Here is a 19,007-nt window from a genome sequence, read left to right on the forward strand (position 1 = left end):
TCACGAACCCTGTCGTCACGCGTGGGCGTGCCTCGCCCGCCCCGGCCCTCTGCGAGCCAGCTGGCGTCATGCGCGGGCGCGCTTCATCAGTTGCCGGTGTGCGCGCCGCAGGCCGCGGGCGAGCGTGTCGGTGTCGCCGGTCTGCAACTCGCCGTGCCGCACGACCGTTTCGCCGCCGACGAGCAGCAGTTCGAGCGGCGGCTGCGCGCCGTACACCAGGGCCACGACCGGGTCGTCCATTCCGACCTGCCCGATGCCGTCGAGGCGCCACACCGCCAGGTCGGCCAGCTTGCCCTTCTCGATGCTGCCGGTCTCGGCGTCACGGCCGAGGCAGCGGGCACCGCCGATCGTCGCCATGGAAAGCGCTTCCCTCGCCGTCAACGCGGCCGGGCCGCCACGGAGCCGGGCGGCGAGCAGCGACTGGCGGAGTTCGTCGCCGAGGCGGCCGGCCTCCTGTGACGCCGGGCCGTCGACGCCCAGTCCCACCGGTACACCCGCGTCGAGAAGCTGGCGCACGGGCGCGATCCCCGCCCCGAGACGGCCGTTGGAGCTCGGGCAGTGCGCGACGCCGGTGCCGGTCGCGCCGAGGCGGCCGATGGCGTCGGAGTTCAGGTGGACGCCGTGGGCGAGCCACACGTCGTCGCCGAGCCAGCCGAGGCGCTCCGCGTACTCGGTCGGCGTGCAGTCGTGGGTCTTGCGGCAGAACTCCTCCTCCTCGACCGTCTCGGCGAGGTGGGTGTGCAGCCGCACTCCCTTGCGGCGGGCCAGTTCCGCGGCCTCGGTCATGAGGCGCGGTGTCACCGAGAACGGCGAGCACGGCGCCACGGCGACCCGCAACGTCGAGTCGGGCGACGGATCGTGCCAGCGGTCGATGGCCTCCTCCGTCGCCGCGAGCGCCGCGTCGGTCTCCTCGACGATCCGGTCCGGCGGCAGGCCGCCCTGGGACTCGCCGAGGTCCATCGAACCGCGGGTCGGATGGAACCGCAGGCCGATCCGGCGCGCCGCGTCGACCTGTGCGGCGAACAGGTCGCCGGCCGGTTCCTCGGTGGAGTGCGGGTAGACGTAGTGGTGGTCCATCGACATGGTGCAGCCGCTCAACGCCAGCCACGCGAGACCGGCTGCGGTCGTGGCCTCGACGAGCGGGGCGTCGATGTGCGCCCACACCGGGTACAGCTCGGTCAGCCAGTCGAAGAGGTTCCTGTCGACAGCCATCCCCCGGGTGGCCCACTGGTACAGGTGGTGGTGGGTGTTCACCAGTCCGGGCGTGACCAGACAGCCGGTGGCGTCGATCATCCGGATCTGCTCGCCGGAGAACCGGCCGGCGTGACCCGACCCGACGGCGGCGATCCGTCCGTCGCGCACGACGACGTGGCCGTCGAGGTACTCCTCGCCGGTCACCGTGGCCACGGCGCAGTTCTGCAGGACGATGACGCTCATGACCGCGCGGCCATCCGGACAGCCTCCAGGATCTTCTCGTAACCGGTGCAGCGGCACAGGTTGCCCGCCAGCGCCTCCCGGATCTCGGGGTCGGCCGGGGCCGGGTTGCGGGCCAACAGGTCGTGCACCGCGACGATCAGACCCGGTGTGCAGAATCCACATTGGACGGCCCCGGTCGCCAGGAACGCCTCCTGCACCGGATGCAGGCCCTCCTCGTCGCCGGAAAGCCCTTCCACGGTGACCACCGTCCGGCCCTGCGCCTGCCCCGCGGCGACCAGGCACGCGCAGACCGCGGTGCCGTCGAGGTACACCGTGCACGACCCGCATTCGCCCTGTTCGCACGCGTTCTTCGCGCCGGGCAGCCCGAGCCGTTCCCGCAGCACGTACAGCAGGCTCTCGCCGGGCCAGACGTCGTCGGCCTCACGCTGTTCACCGTTGATGGTGCAGGTGACCCTCACGCGGTCCCCTCCTTCTGGAGTTCGGTCCAGGCCCAGGTGATGGCGCGGCGGCCGAGCACGGAAAGCGCGTGCCTGCGGTAGGCCGCGGTGCCGCGCACGTCGTCGATCGGAGACGCCGCGGCCGCGACCAGGTCGCCGAAGCGGCGGGCCACCGCGTCGGGCAGGTCGCCCAGGCTGTCCCACGGAAGCTCGGCGGAAAGCGCTTCCGCGTCCGGGGCCCGGACCGGCGTCGGCGCGGCCGAGCCGATCCCCGTGCCGACGGTGCGCCGTCCGACGTCGAGCGCCACCGCCACCGAGCACACCGCGATCACCATCGCGTTGCGGGTACCCACCTTCGCGAACTGCTGCGGACCGGGTGCCGGCGGCACCAGCACGGCGGCGATCAGCTCGTCGGGCGCGAGCACGCTCCTCTTCGGACCGGTGAAGAACCCGTCGACGGGGACCCGCCGGGTGCCGGTCACCGACGCCAGTTCCACCAGGGCACCGCTGGCCAGCAGCGGCGGGTGGGCATCTCCGGCCGGCGAGGCCGAGCCGAGGTTGCCACCGATCGTGCCCCTGTTCCGGATCTGCGGCGAGCCCACCGTGCGCGACGCCTGCGCCAACCCGGGCAAGCGCTTTCCCAGCTCGGCGATGACCCGCGTGTACGGCACCCCGGCGCCGATCCGGATGAGGTCGCCGTCGGTACCGTGCGCCGCGAGCTCCGGCACACGCGTGAGGTCGAGCAGCACGGGCGGGCGGCGCCGGTCGAAGTTCAGCTCGACCATGACGTCGGTGCCACCCGCGATCGGAACCGCGTCGCGGTGCTCGGCCTTGGCGGCGAGCGCGTCCGCCCAGGTGGTGGGGCTCAGAAAGTCCATGCCCGCGGCGCCTCCGGTCGCTCGTCGTCGAGGACGGTCGCCTCGATCAGCCCGTACGGCCGGTCGTCGGCGTGAAAGACGGTGCCCTCGTTCCGCAGCCCGAACGGGGCGGTGTCGACGAGGAAGTGGTGCCGGTTGGGCAGCGAGAGCCGGACCTCGGCGAGCCCGGTGCCGGAGCCCAGTACCGCGCGGCCCATCGCGAACAGCGTCTCCTGGAGGGCCCGGCTGTAGGTGCCTGTGAACGCGTCGGCAAGCGCTTTCCGGGCCGCGGCGTAGGACGCGTTCCAGTCGGCGGCCGGGGCGGCCGATCGGGTCGCGCCCGCGGATGCGCCGGTTTCGGTCGCGGCCGCGGAGGCGCCGGGTCCGGACGCGGAGGCGTCCCGTGCCGGCACGGCGGCGTGGCGCCAGGCGGCGGTGACCGATGTGGCGAGGATGCGGTCGGTCGCCTCGGACAGGGTGGTGTAGCGGTCGCGGATGAAGCCGACGAACTCCGAGTCGGTCGTGTTCATCAGCACCAGGCCGGTGACGCCGGAGACCACGTGTTCGTCGTCCCGGGTGACGGTGACGCGTGCCGTACGGGTCTCACCGCCGCCGCGCTCGAACGAGTGGGGACCGAGCCGCCGCCAGGGGTAGGCCTCGATCGTCACCAGCGCCCCGGTGATGCTCGGCGTGGTGACGAAGTGGCGGCCCAGCCGCAGCGCGAAGTCCTCGACGGCCCCGACGCCGTGCTCGGCGGCGAACGCGTACACGGTGTTCTTCTGCGTGTCGGTGGGCAGCACATTGGTGTTGTCGCCCGCGGTGTGCGCGGCGTCGAGGTCACCGGAGAGCGCCACGCTCACGTTGAGGTCGGTCAGCACGTGCGAGTCGGTCGAGCGGTCGACGTGCACCATCCGGACCTCGGCCTTGCCGTACCGGTTGGGGCCCAACGTGATCGCCATCAGCTGCCCCGGTACGTGGTCAGGCCGTACGGGCTGAGCAGCAGCGGGACGTGGTGGTGGCGGTCGGGCGCGCTGACCTGGAACACCACCACCGCGGTCGGGAAGAAAGCGCCTTCCCCGAGGTAGGCCTCGGTGTCGAAGACCAACCGGTACCGACCGGCGACGAAGCGCGCCGGCGCCACCCAGTCGCGCAGCCGGCCGTCGCCGTCGGTGCGACCGTCGGCGACCACCCGCCACGTGTCGCCGTCGAGATGCTCCAGCGTCACCGGGACGCCCGCGGCCGGCTCGCCGCGCGCGGTGTCGAGCACATGGGTCGACAGCGTCACGTCAGCAACCTCTCCAGCCGCAACCGGGTGATCCTCGCCAGCTCGGCCCGGACCACGGCCTGCTCGGTGATCTCGTCGTTGTTCAGGCGTTCGCGTGCTGCCGCGAGCATCTCACCGGCCGACCTGCCGGTCGCGAAGATCAGGAAAACGTGGCCGAACCGTTCCTCATACGCCTCGTTGGCCTCGACCAGTGCCCGCGCCGTCGCCTCGTCGGCGCCCTGCGCGCCGGCCTGCTCCCGTCGGGACCAGTCGGCCTCGGTGCCCTGCCGGCGGATCCGCTCGCCGATGCGCGGGTGGGCGTCGAGCGCGGGACGCACGTCGGCCCACCCGAGGACGCCCAGCACCCGGTCGGACGCGTCGAGCAGCTCGCCGACCGAGGAGAAAGGCCTTTCCTCCACGAGACCGTGCGCCCAGGCCGGTGCGGCACAGCAGACCAGCAGCTCCTGCCGGGCGTCCGCCGGGGAAAGCGCGTTCCACTCCACCAACGAGATCATCCGTCCCACCGTGCCACAGATGTGTTTCGGTCACCGGCTCGGATCCATGATCTTTCCCGTGCCACGGCGCCGGCGCCCATGATCGTTCCGCGCTCACGTGCGTCACATAAAGCTCTTCATCGCCCCGGAAAGGCCTTTCCAGGCATCAAGATCCTTCCGCCCACGCGACGGTTGGACGCACAATATGCGACATGCGCACTCCCGCCTCCTGGGTGGTCGTCGGGCTCGACAACGGCGGCACCACCAACAACGCGACGGTGCTCGATGCGACGGGCCAGTACCTGGTCGATCGGCTGGTGGAGACGCCCAGCCGGGTGCGGGAGGGACCCTCGGTGGCCGTGGACTCGCTGGCCACGGCGTTCGAGGGCATTCTCGAACTGACCGGCACGGTGCGCACGCTGGTGCGCGCGGTGGGCCTGGACACGCCGGGGCCGGCGAGTGCGACGGGCGTCATCTCGTCGAAGGGCGCCACGAACTTCTCGCAGCGCGAGTGGTGGGGGTTCGACATCCGTGGTGCGTTGGAGCGCCGGCTCGGCCTGCCGGTCGTGTACACCAACGACGCCAACGCGGCGGCGTTGTACGCGCACCACGAATACTTCGGTGACAGTGCGACGGGCCGTTCGTCGGTCTCGGCGATCGTCGGTACCGGCCTGGGCGGCGGCGTCGTGCAGGACGGGACCGTCATCACCGGTGCGGCCGGCATGGCCGGCGAGCTGGGTCATGTCCACATCCCCACGCACGGCCTGCTCGAAGAGGGCCAGCCGATGCCGGAGTGCAACTGCGGCTTCGAGGGTGACGCGGAGAGCTTCGCCTCGCTGACCGGCATCGAGAAGAACCTGCTCCCCTACTGGCTGACCCGCTTCTCCGGCCACGAGCTGGCGAGCGTCGACATCCGGAAGGCCGCCAAGCTGCTGCGCGGCTACGGGGAGCGCGACGATCCCCTGGCCAGGGCGGTGTTCGAGCAGCAGGCCAAGGCGATCGGACGGCTCTTCACGATCGCGGCGAACGTCACCGACCCACACGCGTACTTCGTGGGAGGCGGCGTCGTGGAGGCCGCGCCGCACTTCAGGGACTGGTTCCTGGCCACGGTCCGCGAGCACACCCTGCTCCGGGAGGAGCAGGTGCACGCGGCGACGTTCGCGCTGGTCCCGGACCTGGACATGGCCGGGGCACGGGGAGCGGCAGTCGCCGCGCTCGACTCGGTTCAACGTCCGCTGTAGCGGTTTCAACGTCCTGTTGATGCGGGCGAGGGTGGAGGGCGCGCGCCGGCCACCCCCGCTCGGCGGAACGCGCCGAACAGCTGTAACAGAACACGTATTGTCTGGTGACGGTTGTGCGATTACGGTCGGCGGCAGAGCGCTGCCACCCCACCTGCCACACCGGGAGGTCCGTCGATGACCAGCCAGGCGTTCCAGGACGATCGCGCGCACGTCTTCCACTCGTGGTCGGCCCAGCGCGCCCTCGCGCCCGCCGTCGTCGCGGGTGGTGAGGGCGCCTGGTTCTGGACCGAGGACGGCACCCGCTACCTGGACTTCTCCTCGCAGCTGGTGAATCTGAACCTGGGCCACCAGCACCCCCGGGTGGTGGCGGCGATCCAGGAGCAGGCGGCCTCGTTGTGCACCATCGCTCCGTCCTTCGGGAACGCGGCCCGCGGGGAGGCGGCCCGGCTGATCGCCGAGGTCGCGCCGGGCGACCTGAACCACGTCTTCTTCACCAACGGCGGCACCGAGGCCAACGAGCACGCCGTCCGCATGGCGCGGTTGGCCACCGGTCGGCACAAGGTCCTCGCGACCTACCGCTCGTACCACGGCGCCACCACCGGGTCGATCACGCTCACCGGTGACCCCCGGCGATGGCCGAACGAGCCGGCGATGCCGGGTGTGGTGCGGTTCTTCGGCCCCTACCCGTACCGGTCGGCGTTCTACGCCGAGACCGACGCGCAGGAGGGAGAGCGGGCGCTCGCGCACCTCGAGGAGGTGTTCACGCTCGAGGGCCCCCAGACGATCGCGGCGGTCGTGCTGGAGACCGTCGTCGGGACCAACGGCATCCTCGTGCCCCCGGACGGGTACCTGGCCGGCGTCCGCGAGCTGTGCGACCGGCACGGCGTCATGCTGATCTGCGACGAGGTCATGAGCGGGTTCGGCCGGTGCGGCGAATGGTTCGCCGTCGACCGGTGGAACGTGCGGCCCGACCTCGTGACGTTCGCGAAGGGCGTGAACTCGGGATACGTGCCGCTGGGTGGCGTCGTGCTCGGGCCGCGCGTCTACGAGGCGTTCGCGGAAAGGGCTTACCCCGGGGGTTTGACGTACTCGGGGCACCCGCTCGCGTGCGCCGCGGCGGTCGCCACGATCGAGGCCATGCGCGAGGAGGGCATCAACGAGCGGGTGCGCCGCCTCGGCGAGGAGGTCGTGCGGCCGCGGCTGGCGAAGCTGCAGGAGCGTCACCCGTCCGTGGGTGAGGTCCGCGGTCTCGGCCTGTTCTGGGCGATCGAGCTCGTGCGCGACCGCGCGACGCGGGAGATGCTGGTGCCCTACAACGCCGCCGGCGAGGCCGCGAAGCCGATGCTCGAGGTGGCCGCCGCCTGCAAGGCGCAGGGCGTGTGGCCATTCACGCACTTCAACCGCCTGCACGTGGTCCCGCCGTGCGTCACGTCAGAGAAGGACCTGATCAACGGCCTCGACGTGATAGACGACGCCCTCGACGTGGCCGACCGCTACTACACCGGCGCGTGATGGCGTTCTCCGACGCGCCGATCTGTCGTACGTGCGGCGTTCAACAGGACCGCGAGTCCGAGGTCTGCCCGGTCTGCGCCGACGACCGGCAGTACGTCGGCTGGAAGGGCCAGCGGTGGACCACCGTCGCCGAACTGGCGTCGAGGGGCCATCGGGGCGTCGTCCGCGAAGAGGTGCCCGGCCTGTACGGGGTCGGCACCGAACCGCAGACCGCCATCGGACAGCGCGCGCTCCTCGTACCCGGTGAGGGCGGAAACGTCATGTGGGACTGCGTCTCCCACATCGACGACGCGACCGTCGACGCGGTGCGCGCACAGGGCGGCATCTCCGCGATCGCCATCTCGCACCCGCACTTCTTCGGCTCGATGGTCGAGTGGAGCGAGGCGTTCGGCGGGGTACCCATCTACGTGCACGAGGCCGACCGTGAATGGGTCCGCCGCTCGGGGAACGTCGAGTTCTGGACCGGTGACACGCGTGAGATCCTGCCCGGTCGCACGCTCGTCAACTGCGGTGTGCACTTCCCCGGCGGAGCCGTCCTGCACTGGGCCGGCGGACGGGCGCTGTGCACCGGCGACATCGTGATGGTCGTGATGGACCGGCGCTGGGTCAGCTTCATGTACAGCTACCCGAACCTGATCCCGGAGCATCCCGAGACCATCGCGCGGGCCCTGCGACTGGTGGAGCCGTTCGACTTCGACACCATCTACGGCGGCTGGTGGGGCCGCGTGCTCACGGGCGACGCGAAGGCACGGCTCCTGGCGTCGGCGGCGCGGTACAACGAGCACATCGGCCACTAGGCCGCCGTTCTCACCGGCCGCAGGCCGCTGGACCGCCGTGCCCACCGGCCGCACGCAGCGGTATGAACCATTCGCACGCCGTCAGGCCGCCGTGCTGACCAGCCGCACGCCCGGAATCCCCGCCAGCACCTCGAACCGGGCCGCCGTCAGCACGTTCGCGGCCGGGGTCCCGACCGTGTCGACGGTGCGCAGGGCCGCCTGCAGGCTGTCGGCGGTCAGCTCGCAGATGAAGTAGCCGCGCCGGTTGTCGATGAACTTCCAATGTGGACTCTCGGCCATGATGGGGTCGAACATCTTGTGGAACGCGACGCGGCTGTAGTCGCCGCCCGAGGTGATCGACGTGCCGGTCAGCTCGGCACCGACGACCGGTGACGCGGGGTCGTCGAAGTCCGGCTTGAGGTCGCAGACCCAGGTGGCGTGGCGGTCACCGGTCAGCACCACGGGATTGGAGGTCCGGCCGGACCCGAAGAACTCCAGCAACCGTCGCCGCTGCACCCGGTAGCCGTCCCAGGCGTCCATCTCGAACGCCTGCCGCGGGCCGGCGGCCCGGTCGTTCTGCGCCCACATCACCTGGTTCGCCAACAGGTTCCACCGCGCGCCACCGCCCATGCCGCGCACCAGCCACTCCTCCTGCCGCGCGCCGGTCATCGTCATCGTGGGATCGTTGGCCCTGGCCAGGTTCCAGGGTTGGGTGCTGCGGTACTGCCGGGTGTCGAGCACGTGCAGGCTCGCGAGCGGACCGAAGTCGAGCCGCCGGTAGATCTGCGACTCCAGGCCGTGCGGCAGCGACTCCCGACGTAGCGGCATGTGCTCGTAGTACGCCTGCAGGGCGGCGACCCGGCGCGCCCGGAACGCCTCGGGGGTCTGCCGGTTCGGGTCCTGTGGACTCTCGTCGGCCCAGTTGTTGTCGATCTCGTGGTCGTCCAGCGTGACGATCCACGGCACCGAGGCATGCGCTTTCCTGAGGTCCGGATCGGTGCGGTACTGCGCGTGCCGGTTGCGGTAGTCGGCCAACGTGTACGGCTCGTCGATGCCCTCGTGCAGCCGCGTCGCGTCCTTGTTGGGCCCGTTCTCGTAGATGTAGTCGCCGAGGAACACCACGAACGACGGGTCCTCGGCGAGCAGGTGCGGATACGGGGTGAAGTACCCGGCCTGCCAGTCCTGGCAGCTCGCGAACGCGAAGCGCAGTCGGCGCGGAGTCTCGTCGGCGGCGGGCGCGGTGATCGTCCGGCCGATGGGTGACGCCTCTCCGCCCACCCGGAACCGGTACCAGTACTCGCGCCCGGGCCGCAGACCGACCAGTTCGACGTGCACCGAGTGCCCGAGCCGCGGCTCGGCCACCACGACCCCACGCTGCCGGACGCGGCTGAACCGCTCGTCCTCGGCGACCTCCCAGTCGACAAGCACGTTCTCGTCGGGCATGCCGCCACCCGCGAGCGGGTCGGGCGCGAGACGGGTCCAGAGCACCGCGCCGTCCGGGGTCGGGTCGCCGGAAGCGACGCCGAGCGTGAACAGGCCCGGCGGCAGCTTCGGCACCGGACGCGGTATCGGCACGGCGCGCGGGTTCTGCCCCTCCGGTCCGACCAGAGCGGGACCGACGACCAGCCCCGCCACCGCGCCGGCGGCCCGGGCCACGAACCGGCGCCGGCTCAACGGATAGGACAACGGCATATGCCGATGTTATTGATCCCAGGCCCGTCGATCTTGGATTTGGTGGTCGGGCCGGGGTGTCACCGTTCGTGACGGTCGGGGTGTCACCGCCGGAGCAGGCCGGAGTGGCCTGATCGTGACGGTCGCCGGGAAAGCGCTTTCACGCCGGCGTGTCCTCGGACAGGACGCGCACACCGGGTACCCCCGCGACGACCTCGAACCTGGCGGCCGTCGCCACCCGGGCCTCCGGCGCCAGCACGGTGTCGACGACCCGGAGGCGGGCGTGCAGCGCCTCCTCGGTCACGTCGCAGACGACGTACCCGCGCCGGTTGTCGATGTACTTCCAGTGCGGGCTCTCGGCCATGATCGGGTCGTAGGTGGCATGGAAGCTCGCCGTGTTCGCGTCGCCACCGGTCGAGATCGACGTGCCGGTCAACTCGGCGCCGACGACGGGTGACGCGGGGTCGTCGAAGTCCGGCTTGAGGTCGCAGACCCAGGTGGCGTGCCGGTCACCGGTCAGCACCACGGGGTTGGTGGTGCGGCCGGACCCGAAGAACTCCAGCAGCCGGCGACGCTGGGCGCGGTAGCCGTCCCAGTTGTCGAGGTCGAAGGTCTGCGCCGGGCCGGCCGTGCGGTCGTTCTGCGCCCACATCACCTGGTTCGCGAGCAGGTTCCAGCGGACGTGCCGGTCGCTCATCCCGCGGACCAGCCAGTGCTCCTGCTCCTCGCCGGTCATCGACCGGGTCGGGTCGTAGGCCTGCTCCAGGGTGGCCGGCTGGTCGCTGCGGTACTGCCGGGTGTCGAGGACGTGCAGGCTGGCCAGCCGCCCGAACGACAGCCGCCGGTACAGGCGCATGTCGAGCCCGTTCGGCATCGACGACCGGCGCAGCGGCATGTGCTCGTAGTACGCCTGGAACGCCGCGACCCGGCGGGCCCGGAAGGCCTCCGGCGTCTGCAGGGCCGGGTCCTGCGGGATCTCGTCGGCCCAGTTGTTGTCGACCTCGTGGTCGTCGAGCGTGACGATCCACGGCACCGAGGCATGCGCTTTCCTGAGGTCCGGATCGGTGCGGTACTGCGCGTGCCGGTTGCGGTAGTCGGTCAGGGTCAGCGGCTCGCCGGTCCCCTCGTGCAGGCGGGGAGCGTTGGGGTTGGGCGTGTTCTCGTAGATGTAGTCGCCGAGGAAGGCGACGAACGCCACGTCCTCGGCCACCAGGTGCGGGTAGGCGGTGTACCGACCGGCCTGGAAGTCCTGACAGCTGGCGAACGCGAACCGCAGGTTGCGCACCCGCTCGCCGGGCGCCGGCGCGGTGCGGGTCCGGCCGGTCTCCGACACCTGCCCGCCGACGCGGAAGCGGTACCAGTACTCCCGGTTCGGCCCCAGCCCGCGCAGCTCGACGTGCACCGAGTGGCCCAGCGCCGGCCGGGCAAGCGCTTTCCTGCGCCACCGGACTCGGCGGAAACCCTCGTCGTCGGCGACCTCCCAGAGCACCGGCACGTCGACGTCGGGCATCCCGACGCCGTACACCGGGTCGGGTGCGAGTCGCGTCCACAGCACCACCCCGTCGGGTGCCGGGTCGCCGGAGGCGACGCCGAGCGCGAAGAGTCCGTCCGGCAGGGCCGGCATGGCACCGGGCCGCGGGACGGCACGGGCACCGTCGGGGCCCACGAGCGCGGGACCGGCGACGAGACCGGCCACCGCCCCGGCGGCACTGGCGACGAACCGGCGACGGCTGAGCGGGTACGGCAACGACATACGTCGATGCTATGGCGGCCGGAACGACCAGACGACCCCCGCACCGGTGAACAGACGACCCCCGGGCCGGCGAACGGATCGTGAACCGACGACGGCGACCCCCACCGCGGACAACGGCACACACCACGGCGGACAACGGGTACATCGTGCGGCACGGCGCGCCCCTATGCTCGGCACCCATCGACAAGCATGGAGGTGCGATGACCTACGTGGACCGGCCTGACGCGAAGACCCGGCTCTGGCTCGGCCTGGCGGCCGCCGCGATGCTGCTGTGCCAGCCGGCCGGCATCGTTGCCGTGATCTTCGTCGCGCTGGCCATGAGGGCCGAGAAGCAGGACGACCACGCCGACACCGTGGCGAAGCTGAGGACGGCGAAGACCTGGACCATCGTGGGCTTCGCGCTCGGCATCCCGGCCACCGCCCTTTACATCGCCTATGTGGTGTTCGTGTTCTCCCAGGCGACCAGCTCCGGGTAACGCGGACGCAGGTCCGCCAGTACCGCGTGCGCCGCGCGGCGGCCGGAGGCCAGCGCGCCCTGGATCGAGCTCGTGTCGCGGTGGTCACCGCACACGTACAGCCCACGGTCGAGCCGGACCCGGCCGCGCAGCGGGTGGGGCGCCGGCATCGCGGGGAGCGCGTGCGGCACGGGGAAAGCGCTTACCAGAGTCCATTCGTCCGCGCCCAGCCCGTACAGGCGGGGCAGCCGGTCCCGGATGCGGCGCTCCGTCTCGTCGACGGAGGAGGGAACCCCGAGCACGGACGTCGCCACGAGGCTCGTACCCGGCGGCGCGTAGGCCGGCGCCACCGCGCTGATCACCACGCTGTTCACCATGAGCCCGTCGGTCGGGTCGACGCGCAGGACGGGCTCTGCGTCCAGCGTGGCGGACGTGGCGTGGTAGTAGGTGGTCACCGATTTCCAGCCGGGCACGCGGATTCCCGGAACCAGCCTCCCGGCGGCATCGGCATCGGTGGCGACCACCACCGCGCGGGCCGACCAGCGCGCGCCATCGGCCGTGCGCACCTCGCCGGGCGCCACGGAGGTCACAGCCGTGTTCAGCCGCACGGTGTCGACGGGCAGCCGGGCGGCGAGCTGCGCGGGCAGCTGGCCCATCCCCGCCGCGGGTAGGGCGGCGCCGCCGCGCAGGAAGGACCTCCACACCAGGTGGAAGAAGCGGCTGGACGTGCTGAGCTCGCCCTCCAGGAACACGCCCGACAGGAACGGGGCGAGCACCGTGTTGATCAACCGGTTGGAACAGCCCAACCGGCGCAGCTCCCGGTAGGTGGACCGGTCGGCGCGCACCTTCGCACGGGTGCCGACCAGGTCGCGTCCGCTGAGGGCCGCCAGCGCCAGCAGGTCGCTCGGACCGAACAGGCCGTGGGCAAGCGCTTTCCACCCGTCGCGGAACGCGGCCGGCGCCAGGGCCAGGAGGTGGCTGCCGTCGTCGGTGTGCACCCGCACCCCGGGCAGGAACGGGCGCAGGTCGAGGGCTGCCAGGTCGAACTCGCGGGCGGCGGCGGGGTAGGCCGGGCACAGCACCTGGAACCCCACGTCGAGCCGGAAGCCGTCGACCAGCTCGGTGCGCACCCGCCCGCCCACCTGCCCGGCCGACTCCAGCACCCGGACGTCGACCCCGGCGTCACGCAGACGGCGTGCGGCGACGAGTCCGGCCAGCCCGGCCCCGATCACCACCACCTCGGCGTTCTCCACCATCCGCACCACCCTAGGCCGATGGCGCCGGAGTGTCCGCCGAAGCGACGCAAGCGGCGGACCGCACAGAGAGCGGCGCCCGCGAGAGGAGAGCGGCGTCCCCGGAAGAGACCGGAAGAGAGCGGCCTCAGTCCAGGTCGAGATCGGAGTCCAGCTCCGCCAGGACCCCCGGCGTCAACGCGCGGATCTGACCCGTCGACGCCTCCGCCACGAACATCTTCGCCGCCGAGTCAGGGGGGACCGAGCTCTTCGACAGCGCGTCCAGCGCCACCGGGTCACCCACGTCCTCGCCCGCACGTTCGCTCAGCAGCCAGCGGACCTCCAGCAGGTCGCAGTATGCCTGGATCGGGTCCCCCACCCCGCCGACCGCCTTGTGGGCGCGCTCCATCCCCGGGGTGAACACCTCGTCCATCCAGCGGCGGGCCGCTATCTGCTCGGAGATGAACGCGTTCGTCTCGTGTTGCAGTTTGCCCTGGTAGGCACGCAGGTCGGCGAGCAGGATCCTGGCCTGGCCCTCCCCTACGTCGAGGCCGGTGATGTTCTGCAGCTGGGTGGCGTGGAAGCGGCGCGCCGCGACCACGAGCTTGAGCTGCAGGGCCTGGGTGCCGTCGCCGGTGAACTGGAGGTTGACCTCGTCGACGGCGAAGCCCAGTTCGTGGATCTTGCGGATCTGGCCCTCGATCTGGAACCGCTCGTCGTAGGAGATGACCGGCTCGGCGTGCAGCACGTCCCACAGCGCCTCGTAGCGGGTCGCCACGCTCGCGGCCTCGTCGACCAGCGAGTCGAACGTCTCCTCGGACTGGTCGAGACGGAGCGCCAGGTCGTACAGGCCGGCGGCGACGTTCTCCACCAGGATGTCCACATCGTGCTGGCGTTGGCCCCGGCTCAGCTGTGGATGGATCTCGCTGGTCTCGGCGTCGACCAGCCAGGCCTGGAGCACCTGCCCGTCGCGGGAGAACAGTGTGTTCGCGAGAGAGCAGTCGCCCCAGAAGACGCCGTTGCGGTGCAGGTCCACCAGAAGGCTCGCCATCGCGTCGAGCAGGCGGTCGCGGTGGGCGCGCTGCTCCGGCGGGATCCGCATGAGCAGCCGCCGGTACTGCCAGGAGCGTTCGAGATACCGGGTGACCAGGATCGCGTTGCCCTCGTCGGGCTGCACCACCAGCCCCGCCGGCCGCACGGCCGGCAACGACCGGGCCTCCAGGTCACGCAGGACCGCGTACTCCTTCTCGGCGATGCGCTGCGGCAGCTCCTTGAGCGCCCACAGCGCCCCGTCGGTCTCCACGAAGCGGACCAGGTGACGGCTGGGACCGACCGGGATGTCGCGGAACGGCACCTCGGTGGCGTCCCAGTCACGCAGCGGCTCCAGCCACGGAAGCGCGAGTAGCCCGGGTGACGGCACCCGCAGCCGAAGGGCAGGCGCTGGCACGTGAGGCCTCCTCAAGCAGTCCCGGGGGCCCCCGGACAGGGGCCCCCGGGATCCGATCCTATGCGGGTGTCCGCGGTGCCGGCGGTGTGGCCGACGCCGCGGCCTCCGGCTTCACCGGCGCCTCGTCGCGCGTCAGGTTCTCACCGGAGCGCGGGTCGAACAGGTGCATGCGTGACGGGTTGAGCCAGAGGGAAGCGGTTTCCCCGTCGCGGATGCGGCTCATCGGGTCGAGCGACACCACCATCTGGGTGCGCAGGTGCTCACTGTCGAGCTCCTGCTCCAGCTCGCGCAGCTGGGCCTGGATGTCCTCCGGCGCCTCGTACGGGATGTAGGCGTACTGCGAGTCGCCCAGCCACTCCGTCACGTCGACCGGAACCTCGAAGACCGAGCCGCGGTCGCGCTTGCTGTCCTCGACGAGCGACGCGTCCTCGAAGTACTCCGGCCGGATCCCGGCGATCAGCAGGGTGCGGTCGCCGATGCGCTCCCGCACGGAAGGCGTCAACGGCACCGTGAGGAACGGCAGCTCCAGCTGGTCGCCGCGCACCGCCGCGGGCAGGAAGTTCATCGGAGGGGACCCGATGAAGCCGGCCACGAACAGGTTGACCGGGTGCTCGTACAGCTCCCGTGGCGACGCGACCTGTTGCAGCACACCCCTGCGCAGCACCGCGACCCGGTCGCCGAGGGTCATCGCCTCGGTCTGGTCGTGGGTCACGTAGACGGTCGTGGTGCCGAGCCGCCGCTGCATGCGCAGGATCTCGGTGCGCATCTGGCCGCGCAGCTTGGCGTCCAGATTGGACAGTGGCTCGTCGAAGAGGAAAGCGTCGGCCTCACGCACGATCGCCCGCCCCATCGCGACCCGCTGGCGCTGGCCGCCGGAGAGCTGGCTCGGCTTGCGGTCGAGGTGCTCGGTGAGCTCCAGCAGCTTCGCCGCGTTGGTGACCCGCTCCTTCACCTCCGCGTCGGGTGCCTTGCGCAGCCGCAGCGGGAACGCGATGTTCTCGAACACCGACAGGTGCGGGTAGAGCGCGTAGTTCTGGAAGACCATCGCGAGGTTGCGGTCGCGCGGGGCCTTCTCGTTGACGCGCTTGTCACCGATGATCATGTCGCCGGACGTGATGTCCTCCAGCCCGACGATCATGCGCAGCAGCGTCGACTTCCCGCAGCCGGACGGGCCGACGAGGATCATGAACTCGCCGTCGGCGATGTCGAGGCTGACGTCCTTGACCGCCTTGAAGCCGTCGGCATAGGTCTTGTTGACGTTCTTGATGGTGATCGCAGCCATCTCTTGCTATCCCTTCACTGCGCCAGAGGTGAGACCAGCGACGATCTTGCGCTGGAACAGCAGCACCATGATCACGACCGGGATGGTCACGATCACGGCGGCCGCGGCGATCGCGCCGTACGGCTGCTCGAACTGGGTCGCACCGGAGAAGAAGGCCATCGCCGCCGGTACCGGACGGGCGTTCTCGCTCGAGGTGAGCGAGATGCCGAACAGGAAGTCGTTCCAGCAGAAGAAGAACGTCAGGATCGCGGCGGTGAACACGCCCGGTGCGGCCAGCGGCACGATCACCTTGCGGAACGCCTGCCACGCCGTGGCTCCGTCGACCTGGGCCGCCTGCTCCATCTCCCACGGGATCTCGCGGAAGAACGCCGACAGCGTCCACAGCGCCATCGGCAGGGAGAACGACATGTACGGGATGATCAGACCCGGCCAGGTGTCGTACAGCCCGACCGAGCGCCAGATCGTGAACATGGGCCCGATCAACGACACCGCCGGGAAGATGGCGATCGCCAGTGCCGTCGACAGGATCAGCTTCTTGCCCGGGAAGTCCAGGCGGGCGATCGCGTACGCGGCGAGGGTCGCGATGACGACCGACAGCGTGGTGGCGATCAGCGAGATGCCGATCGAGTTGCGCAGCGCCGAGGTGAACAGGTCCTGGCCCAGTACCGCCTTGTAGTTCTCGAAGCTCCAGTCACGTGGGAAGAAGTTCCCGTCGGTGAGCTGGGCGCCCGTCTTGAACGACAGGCTGATGATCCACAGGACCGGCAGCGCCGTGTAGACGATGATGGCGATCGATCCGATGATCCACCACCGCTGTTTCTTCTCCATCACCGCTCACCCCTCGCCGCGCCGATGTCGGTCTTGAACCCCTTGACGAACAGCACCGCGATCAGCACCACACAGATGAACAGCAGCACCGACACCGCCGAACCGAGACCGATGTTGAGCCGGTTGATCATCTGGTTGTAACTGAGGAACGACAACGTCTCCGTGTCGTTGGCGCCGCGCGTCATCACGAACACCGTGTCGAAGATGCGGAACGCGTCGAGCGTGCGGAACAGCACGGCGACGAGGATCGCCGCCTTCATGTTGGGGATGGTCACCCGCCACAGCCGTTGCCACGCCGTGGCTCCGTCGACCTCGGCCGCCTCGCCCAGCACACTCGGCACCGTCGCGAGGCCGGCGAGCAGGAGCAGCGAGATGAACGGCGTCGTCTTCCACAGTTCCGCGAGGAAGATGATGAACAGCGAGCTCCACCGGTCACCGAAGAAGTTCTTGTCGGTACCGAGGAGCGAGTTTACGAAACCGGCCGTGGGGTCGAACGCGAACTGCCAGGCGAACGCCGACACGACGGTGACGATGCCGTACGGAATCAGGATCGCCACGCGCACCGTCCTGCGCCCGAAGATGGCCCGGTGCATGACCATGGCGAAGATGAACCCGATCACGAGCTCCGCCGCCACCGTGAAGACCGTCAACAGGACGGTCGTGAGCATGTCGTTCCACCACAACGGAGATGACAGGACGGTGACGTAGTTGCTGAGCCACACGAACTCGCGGTCGTCGGGCGCCGCGAGCGTGTAACGGTTGAAGGACAACCAGATCGAGTTGAGCACCGGGTACGCGGTCACGATCATCATGAGCGCGAACGCGGGACCGGCGAGCATCAGCCCGAGACGCTTCTCGTGCCGCTCCCGGTCGCTGACGGGCGGCTTGCCCTGGACGACCTCGGCGTCGTCGCGCTCAGCGGAAGCGCCCGCCTGGGTCGGCGCGGTGGTCGTCATATCAGCACCTTGCCCTTCAACGCCTTGCTGATGAGGTCGTTGGACTCCTTGGGTGTCTTGTTCGGGTTCACCGAGCCCGGCGGGTGCCAGGTGCGCTGGATCGCGATCGTCACGTCGTTGTAGAACGGCGTGAGCGGACGCGGGGCGGCCTGGTCGATGGAGTCACGGATCAGCGGGGCGAACGGGTACTTGGCGAGGATGCCGGGATCGTCGTAGATCGACGCCCGCGTGGCCGGCTCGCCGAGGGTGTCCATCCGCTGCTTCTGGCTCTCCGGCGACGTGATGCACGCCGCGGCCTCGAACGCCAGCTTGCGCTTGGGTTCCGGCGTGTACGCGCCGACGCCGATCATCGCGCCACCGATCGGCGGTGCGCTCGGGGTGTTGGCGTCGACCCGCGGGTACCGGGCCCAGCCGTAGTCCTCGAAGATGGGCTTGAAGTTGGCGTCCTTGCCGGCGTTCTCGGAGCCGAGACCGTAGATGTAGGGCCAGTTCAGCATCGCCCACGCGTTGCCGTTCTGGAACGCCGCGCGCGTGGTCTCCTCGATCGCCGTGGACAGACCGAAGTCCGCGGCGGGAGAGTCGACGAACTTCTGGATGATCTCGGCGGCGCGGCGGCCGGCGTCACTGTTCACGCCCGGCTTGGCGTTCGTTCCGGCGTCGGTGTTCTCGAGGATGCTGCCGCCGGCGGAGCTGATGAGTCCGTTGATCCAGACCATGTAGCCCTCGTACCGGTTGGCCTGTATCTCGACGAAGCGCGAGTTCTCGGGCATCTTCGACGACGCGTCGATGAGGTCGTCCCAGGTGAAGTTCTCGGCGGTCGGGTCGATGCCGGCCTGCTTGGCCAACGACTTGCGGTACCAGAGCAGCTGGCTGTTCGACGAGAACGGCGCCGCGTACAGCTTGCCCTTCCAGGTGGCCGACTCCTTCGGCCCCTGCAGGATGTCGTCGGTCGCCTTCGCCTCGTCCTCGCCCTCGAACGGGAGGATCCACTTGGCCTCGGCGAACTCGGGCGCCCAGATGACGTCCATGAAGAGGACGTTCATCGTCTTGTCCTTGGCGGCCAGCCGTCGTACGAGCTGCTCGCGCTGGGCGTCGGCGCTGTTCGGCAGCGTCTCCCGCCGGATCACGTAGCGGCCGTTCGCCTGCTGGTTGCACTGGTCCACGATTTTTCCGACGACGCCGGAGGAGTCCGGGCTCTGCCAGAACGTGAGAACGTTGGCGCCGTCGTCGCTTCCGCACGCGACGAGAGTGGGGGCGGCAACGAGGGCCGCGACAAAAAGTGCCAGTTTCTGTCGTGGCCGGGGATGGCTCATGCGCAAAACGCACCTCCCGGGGAGTGGGGCGCATCCGCCAGCCGGTGACGCT

Annotated in this window: 18 protein-coding genes; 4 read left to right on the forward strand and 14 right to left on the reverse strand. The window is 70.4% G+C overall.

What is annotated here, in order from left to right; translation table 11 throughout:
• Positions 1 to 66: 66 nt before the first annotated feature.
• The 6 genes from Voc01_RS11285 to uraD are packed head-to-tail and all read right to left on the reverse strand — an operon-like array spanning position 67 to position 4,510.
• Positions 67 to 1,437 carry an 8-oxoguanine deaminase gene (locus tag Voc01_RS11285; RefSeq protein ID WP_203927284.1) on the reverse strand — a complete coding sequence of 457 codons (1,371 nt, stop codon included), beginning with the start codon at positions 1,435 to 1,437 and terminating at the stop codon, positions 67 to 69.
• The gene (locus tag Voc01_RS11290; protein WP_203927285.1) at positions 1,434 to 1,895 is read right to left on the reverse strand and encodes a (2Fe-2S)-binding protein; all 462 of its coding nucleotides are present in this window, start codon (positions 1,893 to 1,895) and stop codon (positions 1,434 to 1,436) included. Before Voc01_RS11290 ends, Voc01_RS11285 begins: the two co-directional genes overlap by 4 nt.
• Positions 1,892 to 2,752 carry an FAD binding domain-containing protein gene (locus Voc01_RS11295; protein ID WP_203927286.1) on the reverse strand — a complete coding sequence of 287 codons (861 nt, stop codon included), beginning with the start codon at positions 2,750 to 2,752 and terminating at the stop codon, positions 1,892 to 1,894. The genes Voc01_RS11290 and Voc01_RS11295 overlap by 4 nt, the downstream gene beginning before the upstream one ends.
• A complete protein-coding gene (pucL, locus tag Voc01_RS11300; RefSeq protein ID WP_203927287.1) occupies positions 2,740 to 3,690 on the reverse strand; it encodes a factor-independent urate hydroxylase in 951 nt (316 codons plus the stop codon). The genes Voc01_RS11295 and pucL overlap by 13 nt, the downstream gene beginning before the upstream one ends.
• Positions 3,690 to 4,016: a hydroxyisourate hydrolase gene (uraH, locus tag Voc01_RS11305; protein ID WP_203927288.1), complete on the reverse strand. Its 327-nt coding sequence runs from the start codon at positions 4,014 to 4,016 to the stop codon at positions 3,690 to 3,692. Before uraH ends, pucL begins: the two co-directional genes overlap by 1 nt.
• Entirely contained in the window at positions 4,013 to 4,510 is a 498-nt protein-coding gene (uraD, locus tag Voc01_RS11310; RefSeq protein ID WP_203927289.1) for a 2-oxo-4-hydroxy-4-carboxy-5-ureidoimidazoline decarboxylase, read from the reverse strand. The genes uraH and uraD overlap by 4 nt, the downstream gene beginning before the upstream one ends.
• Positions 4,511 to 4,701: 191 nt before the next feature.
• On the opposite strand from uraD, the gene Voc01_RS11315 reads away from it, so the two are divergent.
• The 3 genes from Voc01_RS11315 to Voc01_RS11325 all read left to right on the forward strand — a co-directional run bounded on the left by Voc01_RS11315 (position 4,702) and on the right by Voc01_RS11325 (position 8,039).
• Positions 4,702 to 5,730: an ROK family protein gene (locus Voc01_RS11315; protein WP_203927290.1), complete on the forward strand. Its 1,029-nt coding sequence runs from the start codon at positions 4,702 to 4,704 to the stop codon at positions 5,728 to 5,730.
• A 174-nt stretch (positions 5,731 to 5,904) separates the two neighbouring features.
• Positions 5,905 to 7,242 carry an aspartate aminotransferase family protein gene (locus Voc01_RS11320; RefSeq protein ID WP_203927291.1) on the forward strand — a complete coding sequence of 446 codons (1,338 nt, stop codon included), beginning with the start codon at positions 5,905 to 5,907 and terminating at the stop codon, positions 7,240 to 7,242.
• Positions 7,242 to 8,039: an MBL fold metallo-hydrolase gene (locus Voc01_RS11325; RefSeq protein WP_203927292.1), complete on the forward strand. Its 798-nt coding sequence runs from the start codon at positions 7,242 to 7,244 to the stop codon at positions 8,037 to 8,039. The genes Voc01_RS11320 and Voc01_RS11325 overlap by 1 nt, the downstream gene beginning before the upstream one ends.
• Positions 8,040 to 8,120: 81 nt before the next feature.
• Here the strand turns inward: Voc01_RS11325 and Voc01_RS11330 are convergent, their stop codons facing one another.
• Both Voc01_RS11330 and Voc01_RS11335 read right to left on the reverse strand, forming a co-directional pair.
• Positions 8,121 to 9,710 carry an alkaline phosphatase D family protein gene (locus tag Voc01_RS11330; protein WP_203927293.1) on the reverse strand — a complete coding sequence of 530 codons (1,590 nt, stop codon included), beginning with the start codon at positions 9,708 to 9,710 and terminating at the stop codon, positions 8,121 to 8,123.
• 139 nt (positions 9,711 to 9,849) lie between these two features.
• Positions 9,850 to 11,442: an alkaline phosphatase D family protein gene (locus tag Voc01_RS11335; protein WP_203927294.1), complete on the reverse strand. Its 1,593-nt coding sequence runs from the start codon at positions 11,440 to 11,442 to the stop codon at positions 9,850 to 9,852.
• Positions 11,443 to 11,642: 200 nt separating this feature from the next.
• Here Voc01_RS11335 and Voc01_RS11340 point away from each other — a divergent pair, with 200 nt between their 5' ends.
• Positions 11,643 to 11,918: a CD225/dispanin family protein gene (locus Voc01_RS11340; protein WP_203927295.1), complete on the forward strand. Its 276-nt coding sequence runs from the start codon at positions 11,643 to 11,645 to the stop codon at positions 11,916 to 11,918.
• Here Voc01_RS11340 and Voc01_RS11345 read toward each other — a convergent pair.
• The 6 genes from Voc01_RS11345 to Voc01_RS11370 all read right to left on the reverse strand — a co-directional run bounded on the left by Voc01_RS11345 (position 11,876) and on the right by Voc01_RS11370 (position 18,955).
• Positions 11,876 to 13,153, reverse strand: a complete 1,278-nt coding sequence (locus tag Voc01_RS11345; RefSeq protein ID WP_203927296.1) for an NAD(P)/FAD-dependent oxidoreductase — start codon at positions 13,151 to 13,153, stop codon at positions 11,876 to 11,878. The genes Voc01_RS11340 and Voc01_RS11345 overlap by 43 nt on opposite strands.
• 124 nt (positions 13,154 to 13,277) lie before the next feature.
• Complete coding sequence (locus Voc01_RS11350; protein WP_203927297.1) at positions 13,278 to 14,576, reverse strand: DUF4032 domain-containing protein; 1,299 nt, start codon at positions 14,574 to 14,576, stop codon at positions 13,278 to 13,280.
• 58 nt (positions 14,577 to 14,634) lie between these two features.
• Entirely contained in the window at positions 14,635 to 15,858 is a 1,224-nt protein-coding gene (locus Voc01_RS11355; protein ID WP_203927298.1) for an ABC transporter ATP-binding protein, read from the reverse strand.
• Positions 15,859 to 15,864: 6 nt separating this feature from the next.
• Positions 15,865 to 16,686, reverse strand: coding sequence for a carbohydrate ABC transporter permease (locus Voc01_RS11360; RefSeq protein WP_203927299.1), 822 nt, complete (start codon positions 16,684 to 16,686; stop codon positions 15,865 to 15,867).
• A complete protein-coding gene (locus tag Voc01_RS11365) occupies positions 16,686 to 17,642 on the reverse strand; it encodes a carbohydrate ABC transporter permease (protein ID WP_203927300.1) in 957 nt (318 codons plus the stop codon). Before Voc01_RS11365 ends, Voc01_RS11360 begins: the two co-directional genes overlap by 1 nt.
• Positions 17,639 to 18,955, reverse strand: a complete 1,317-nt coding sequence (locus Voc01_RS11370; protein ID WP_203927301.1) for an extracellular solute-binding protein — start codon at positions 18,953 to 18,955, stop codon at positions 17,639 to 17,641. The genes Voc01_RS11365 and Voc01_RS11370 overlap by 4 nt, the downstream gene beginning before the upstream one ends.
• Positions 18,956 to 19,007 lie beyond the last annotated feature (52 nt).

Origin of the sequence: Virgisporangium ochraceum (assembly GCF_016863655.1) — a bacterium.
Classification (GTDB): Bacteria; Actinomycetota; Actinomycetes; order Mycobacteriales; family Micromonosporaceae; genus Virgisporangium; species Virgisporangium ochraceum.

Excerpts from the sequence above, each read along its gene's own strand:
- Voc01_RS11285 (WP_203927284.1), bottom strand. The coding sequence starts at position 1,437 with ATGAGCGTCATCGTCCTGCAGAACTGCGCCGTGGCCACGGTGACCGGC.
- Voc01_RS11295 (WP_203927286.1), bottom strand. The coding sequence starts at position 2,752 with ATGGACTTTCTGAGCCCCACCACCTGGGCGGACGCGCTCGCCGCCAAG.
- pucL (WP_203927287.1), bottom strand. The coding sequence starts at position 3,690 with ATGGCGATCACGTTGGGCCCCAACCGGTACGGCAAGGCCGAGGTCCGG.
- uraD (WP_203927289.1), bottom strand. The coding sequence starts at position 4,510 with ATGATCTCGTTGGTGGAGTGGAACGCGCTTTCCCCGGCGGACGCCCGG.
- Voc01_RS11315 (WP_203927290.1), top strand. The coding sequence starts at position 4,702 with ATGCGCACTCCCGCCTCCTGGGTGGTCGTCGGGCTCGACAACGGCGGC.
- Voc01_RS11320 (WP_203927291.1), top strand. The coding sequence starts at position 5,905 with ATGACCAGCCAGGCGTTCCAGGACGATCGCGCGCACGTCTTCCACTCG.
- Voc01_RS11325 (WP_203927292.1), top strand. The coding sequence starts at position 7,242 with ATGGCGTTCTCCGACGCGCCGATCTGTCGTACGTGCGGCGTTCAACAG.
- Voc01_RS11330 (WP_203927293.1), bottom strand. The coding sequence starts at position 9,710 with ATGCCGTTGTCCTATCCGTTGAGCCGGCGCCGGTTCGTGGCCCGGGCC.
- Voc01_RS11335 (WP_203927294.1), bottom strand. The coding sequence starts at position 11,442 with ATGTCGTTGCCGTACCCGCTCAGCCGTCGCCGGTTCGTCGCCAGTGCC.
- Voc01_RS11340 (WP_203927295.1), top strand. The coding sequence starts at position 11,643 with ATGACCTACGTGGACCGGCCTGACGCGAAGACCCGGCTCTGGCTCGGC.
- Voc01_RS11345 (WP_203927296.1), bottom strand. The coding sequence starts at position 13,153 with ATGGTGGAGAACGCCGAGGTGGTGGTGATCGGGGCCGGGCTGGCCGGA.
- Voc01_RS11355 (WP_203927298.1), bottom strand. The coding sequence starts at position 15,858 with ATGGCTGCGATCACCATCAAGAACGTCAACAAGACCTATGCCGACGGC.
- Voc01_RS11360 (WP_203927299.1), bottom strand. The coding sequence starts at position 16,686 with ATGGAGAAGAAACAGCGGTGGTGGATCATCGGATCGATCGCCATCATC.
- Voc01_RS11365 (WP_203927300.1), bottom strand. The coding sequence starts at position 17,642 with ATGACGACCACCGCGCCGACCCAGGCGGGCGCTTCCGCTGAGCGCGAC.
- Voc01_RS11370 (WP_203927301.1), bottom strand. The coding sequence starts at position 18,955 with ATGAGCCATCCCCGGCCACGACAGAAACTGGCACTTTTTGTCGCGGCC.